The sequence below is a fragment of the Vulcanococcus sp. DEBay_Sum22DG08_74 genome (assembly GCF_017852955.1).
Taxonomy (GTDB): domain Bacteria; phylum Cyanobacteriota; class Cyanobacteriia; order PCC-6307; family Cyanobiaceae; genus Vulcanococcus.
The window spans coordinates 1-4851 of the sequence record NZ_JAFMKL010000117.1 but is presented as its reverse complement, the minus strand read 5'-3'; the positions used below and the strand labels follow the sequence as shown (position 1 = coordinate 4851).

6 protein-coding genes are annotated in these 4851 nt (G+C 63.7%); 1 reads left to right on the top strand and 5 read right to left on the bottom strand.

Going from position 1 to position 4851, the window contains the following annotated elements:
- Positions 1–154: 154 nt before the first annotated feature.
- Entirely contained in the window at positions 155–1195 is a 1041-nt protein-coding gene (locus QZ184_RS10110) for a methyltransferase domain-containing protein (protein ID WP_296419428.1), read from the top strand.
- 24 nt (positions 1196–1219) lie between these two features.
- Here the strand turns inward: QZ184_RS10110 and QZ184_RS10105 are convergent, their stop codons facing one another.
- From QZ184_RS10105 to QZ184_RS10085, 5 genes are all read right to left on the bottom strand, one after another.
- Positions 1220–1378 carry a hypothetical protein gene (locus QZ184_RS10105; protein WP_247477577.1) on the bottom strand — a complete coding sequence of 53 codons (159 nt, stop codon included), beginning with the start codon at positions 1376–1378 and terminating at the stop codon, positions 1220–1222.
- Positions 1379–1393: 15 nt separating this feature from the next.
- Positions 1394–2041, bottom strand: coding sequence for an NAD(P)H-dependent oxidoreductase (locus QZ184_RS10100; RefSeq protein ID WP_296419425.1), 648 nt, complete (start codon positions 2039–2041; stop codon positions 1394–1396).
- A 31-nt stretch (positions 2042–2072) separates the two neighbouring features.
- Positions 2073–3056 (bottom strand): glycine betaine ABC transporter substrate-binding protein, encoded by a 984-nt coding sequence (locus tag QZ184_RS10095; RefSeq protein WP_296419423.1) that lies wholly within the window; start codon positions 3054–3056, stop codon positions 2073–2075.
- A complete protein-coding gene (locus QZ184_RS10090; RefSeq protein ID WP_247477583.1) occupies positions 3053–3913 on the bottom strand; it encodes an ABC transporter permease subunit in 861 nt (286 codons plus the stop codon). The genes QZ184_RS10095 and QZ184_RS10090 overlap by 4 nt, the downstream gene beginning before the upstream one ends.
- Positions 3913–4851 (bottom strand): ATP-binding cassette domain-containing protein (locus QZ184_RS10085; RefSeq protein ID WP_296419421.1); only part of this gene is annotated, 939 nt, incomplete at its 5' end. The genes QZ184_RS10085 and QZ184_RS10090, both read right to left, overlap by 1 nt.

Below are 4851 nucleotides of genomic sequence, written 5' to 3'. Positions count from 1 at the left end.
GACCAGCGTTCAGGAATTCGCCGCGGGCGTCAGCCTGGGCAACAACCTTGGTGAAAGCGTCGAACATGAACAATTGTGTTCTTGTGCTCAGAATGTAGGGAGGCCCTGGGCGCGAGCGTGAGCACTACGGTCAGGACGCGCCCAACGCCCAGGCATGCAAGACGTCGTTCAGGCCTATTACGGCAAGGAACTGCAGAGCACCGCTGATCTCAAGACCAGTGCCTGCTGCGATGCCGACGCGGTCCCTAACTGGCTCAAGCCCCTCTTAAGTCGGGTCCACCCTGAGGTGAGCAGCCGCTACTACGGCTGCGGTTTGGTCTGCCCGCCCCTGTTGGAGGGCTGCCGCGTGCTGGATCTCGGCAGTGGCAGTGGCCGCGATGTCTATCTGCTCTCCCAGTTGGTGGGTGCCTCGGGTGAGGTCGTCGGGGTGGACATGACCCCGGAACAGCTGGCGGTGGCTCGGGAGTACCTGCCGTTCCATGCGGAGCAATTTGGCTATGCCAACGTCCGCTTTCTCGAGGGGCAGATCGAGCGGCTGGAGGAGCTGGATCTGCAGCCCGCCAGCTTTGACGTCATCGTCAGCAACTGCGTCTTGAATCTCTCCACCGACAAGCCTGCGGTCTTGAGGGGTATTCAGCGGCTCCTGAAGCCCGGTGGGGAGTTCTATTTCTCGGACGTCTACGTGGACCGGCGCCTACCGGCGGCCGTTCAGCGTCATCCGGTGCTCTACGGCGAATGCCTGGGCGGAGCGCTCTATTGGAATGACTTCCTGCGGATGGCCCGCGGGGCGGCCTTCACGGATCCGCGCCTGGTGAGCGACCGTCCCCTGGAGATCACCGAGCCCCAGCTGGCGGCTCTGGTGGGTGAGGCCCGCTTCTACTCCGCCACCTACCGGCTCTTCAACATCCCGGAACTGGAGGATGCCTGCGAGGACCACGGTCAGGCCGTCATCTACCGCGGCTCCATCGACCAGGCGCCCACGCGACTGGAGTTCGACAAGCACCACAGCATCGAGGCCGGCAAGGTCTTCCCGGTCTGCGGGAACACCTATCGGATGCTGCACCAGACCCGTTTCGCTCCCCACTTCCAGTTCATCGGGGACTTTGATCGTCACTACGGGCTGTTTGAGGGTTGCGGTTCGGCCATTCCCTTTGACCAGGGCGCCGCTGTCAGTGCGGCGGCGAGCTGCTGCTGATGGCCAGGCCCCAAGCCTTGGCGTTTAACCGAAAAAGCCCTTGCTGTTGAGCCAGAGCCCTAAGCCCAGCATCGGTACGAACACGGCGCCAGCGATCTGGAGCTTGATGCGCATGGCCGAGGGTTCGGCTTTGACCGGCTGTGCTGGCTTGGTCGAGGTCTTCTTGGAGCGGGATTTCGCCATGGGGTGGGGCCGGGGTTAGCGGTGCTCAATCAGGTCGGAGGCGGAGTAGCGGACCTTGGCGAGGCCGGCGTACTTGTCCTCGGCGCTGCGGTAGCCGCAGGCGCAGACCACGCAGCTTTGGTAATCGCTGCTCTCGAGTCCCAGGATCTTGTCGTAGTCGCTGGGACTGAAGCCCTCGATGGCGCAGGTGTCCACCTCCAACAGGGCGGCGCTGGTGAGCAGGTTGCCCAGGGCGATATAGACCTGGTTGGCGCTCCACTGGCCAATGGCCTGGCTGCGGGGTCCGTCGATCAGATCCACCTGAATCATCTGGCGGTAACCCTCGAGCAGGCTGGCGTCGATGCCCCGGGTTGTGGTGGTGGCCTCGATCAGCCGATCGGCATCGGCGGCCAGGATCTCCCGCTTCTTCAGCAGCACCACCAGGTGGGAGCAGTCGGTGATTTGAGATTGGTTCCAGGAGTGGGGGCGTAGCTGGGCCCGCAGCTCGGGGTCGGTGATGACCAAGAACTTCCAGGGCTGGAGCCCATAGGACGAGGCCGTTAGAACCAAGGCGGACTCAAGCGCCTCCCAGGTTTCAGTTGGGATGCGCTGGCTGGGATCGAAGGTCTTCGTGGCGTAGCGCCACTGCAGGGCCTGCAGTAGTTGCGGGGAGGCCGTCGCCATCAAGGTTCAGTCGTTGGCCACAGCTTCCCATTCAGCCCGCAGCACCTGAGGGCCCGATCTGACCGCTGACCCAGTAGCGGACCCGTTCCGGATGCTGATCGAGGTACGCGTCCACGGCGGACTGGGCCGTGTCTTGATGGGCCTTCAACAACACCTCGGCCAGATCGGCATCGGGGATCCGAAAGCGCGTCAAGAAATCGGTGACCTCAGGGGCGAGAGCACTGAGGTCTGGCTGGCCGATGGCGTGGATCCATTCAGTTCCTCCGAAGGCGCGTTTGGGGTCGCTGAGGAATCGCAGTTTGTAGCGAGCAAACATCCAGTGGGGTGTCCAGCTGGTGACCACAACCCAGCGCCGCTCGCGGATGGCCTGGTCCAGCACGGCGCTCATCGCTGCACTGCTCGAGGCCACCAACTTGATCGCGCTGAGGTCGTAGTCCTTCAGGGCGACCTGTGAGAGCTGATTCAGGCCCGATCCCGGGTCGATCCCTTGAACCTGATGGTCAAAGCGCGCAGCAATGGAGGCTTGGCGGAGATCGCCAATGGAGTTGACCAGATCCGGATCGACGTAGTCAGGGACGACCCAGCCCAGTCGTCCGGAGTACATCGGACCGAGGTCTAAGACCCGATCGCGGACGCGCTTCCAGTAGTCCCGATGGGTCAGGGGAAGCCAGGCCATCAACATCAAATCCAGATCCCCTCGGGCAACGGAGGCGTATTGGATGCCGATGTCGGCCAGGACGCGCTCGACGGGCCAGCCCAGTTCCGTCTCGATCAGTTGCTTGGCCATCAGGCTGATCACCTCCGCATCGGCCCAGGGGGACCAGCCCAGTCGTAAGGGTCTCCGCTCAGTCCGGCCCTGCCCTTGAGTTGTGCTTTGAGCCAGGGATTCGCTGCTGTTGCGTTGGCCCCCCTGTTGTTGGCGACCCAACTGGACCAAGCTCGCCAGCGAGAGTCCCGCCAGGCCCATGCCGCCCACCAGGGCGCTGCGCCGTGACCAGCGTGGAGCGTCGCTCATCGTTGTCTCCGGGCGTTGCTGGGTGAGAGGCCCTGGCTCAGGCGATCGAGAATCACCGCCAGGATCACCACCGCGATTCCCCCCTCGAAGCCCAGGCCAACATTGAGCTGTTGAATGCCCCTGAGCACGACATCGCCGAGGCCGCCTCCGCCGATCATTGAGGTGATGACCACCATGGAGAGCGCCAACATGATGGTCTGGTTGACCCCGCTCATCACCGTCGGTAGAGCGCTGGGGAGTTGCACCATCCACAGCAGTTGCAGGTCGCTGCAACCAAAGGACCGTCCGGCCTCCACCAGATCTGTGGGCACCTGAGTGATCCCCAGGTAGGTGAGCCGCACGATCGGAGGCATGGCGAAGATCAAGGTGGCGATGATCGCGGGAACGGCTCCTGTGCTGAACAACATCACCGCCGGGATGAGGTAGACGAAGGCTGGCATCGTCTGCATCAGATCCAGTCCGGGGCGCAGCAGTCTCCAGAGCCAGGGCTGACGGGTCCCAAGCACCGCCAGGGGAAAGCCCAGAAGCAAGGCCAACAGCGAGGAGGTGATCACGAGGGCCAAGGTGGCGAGCATCGGCTCCCAAAGACCCAGGGCCAGGACCAGGTTCAAGCCCAGCAGGCTGAAGAGGGCAAAGCTGCCTCCCACCAAACGCCACCCCACCACGGCAACGACCAGGGCAAACAGCCATGGCGCGGGTTGAGCCAGGACGAACTCAAGCGTTGCGGTCAATCGCTCAATGGCGACCTGGACTACGTCGAAGAGGCCCTGGCCGTTGTTCAAGAGCCACTCCACAGCGGCATCTACCCCTAGCCCCAGCGGCCCGGCCTGCTCGAGACTCGCCAGCGTGAGCACCATCAGCCCTGCTCCTTGAGGGCCTGCAGCAGCCCCCTTGGTGTCACCACTCCCAAGGGTCGTCGTTCAGGGTCCAGAACGGGGGTGGGCCAGGGGTTGCTTGAGACCGCACTAATGGCTTCGTTCAGCAGGAGTTCCGAGGGGAGAGCTCCGGCGGCTGAAGCCTCGATCCAAATGTTCTCTGGGTTGCGTAGGCCTTGGAAGCGTCCCTCGGAATCCAGGCTGAGAGTGATCCCCAGGTCTTCGGGGATGGGTTCGACGATCTGCCGCAGGGTGAGCACCGAACCCCGATCGACCGTTTGAAAGAAGGCCCGGACCGCGGGGTTCGCCGGTGCTTCAAGGAGCTCCTGGGGTGTTCCGCACTGCAGCACCTCCCCCGATTGCATCAGGGCGATGCGATCGCCAATGCGGATGGCCTCATCGAGGTCATGGGAGATGAACACCACCGTGCGTCGCTGTTCGGCCTGCAGGTCCAGCAGTAGGTCCTGCATGTCTCGGCGGATGAGCGGATCGAGGGCGGAGAAGGCCTCATCCATCAACAGGATCGGGGGATCCAGCGCCAGGGCCCGGGCCAGTCCCACCCGCTGCTGCATCCCTCCGGATAGTTGGGCTGGCTTCTGCTTCAACTGGCTGCCCAGCCCCACCCGCTCCAGGGCACGTCTGGCTTGCTTCTGACGCTCCGCCCTGGGAACGCCGGCCACCTCCAGGCCAAACGCAGCGTTGTCGAGAACGCTGCGTTGCGGGAACAGGGCAAAGGACTGGAAGACCATGGCCATGGCGTTCCGGCGCAGTTGGTTGAGCGCCTTTGGAGAGAGTGTCGCCAGGGCCTGGCCGCGCACTTGCACGGATCCCGAGCTGGGCTCGATCAGTCCGTTAATCATGCGCAACAAGGTGGACTTCCCCGAGCCGCTCACCCCCGTCACGCATACGAAGTTCCCGAG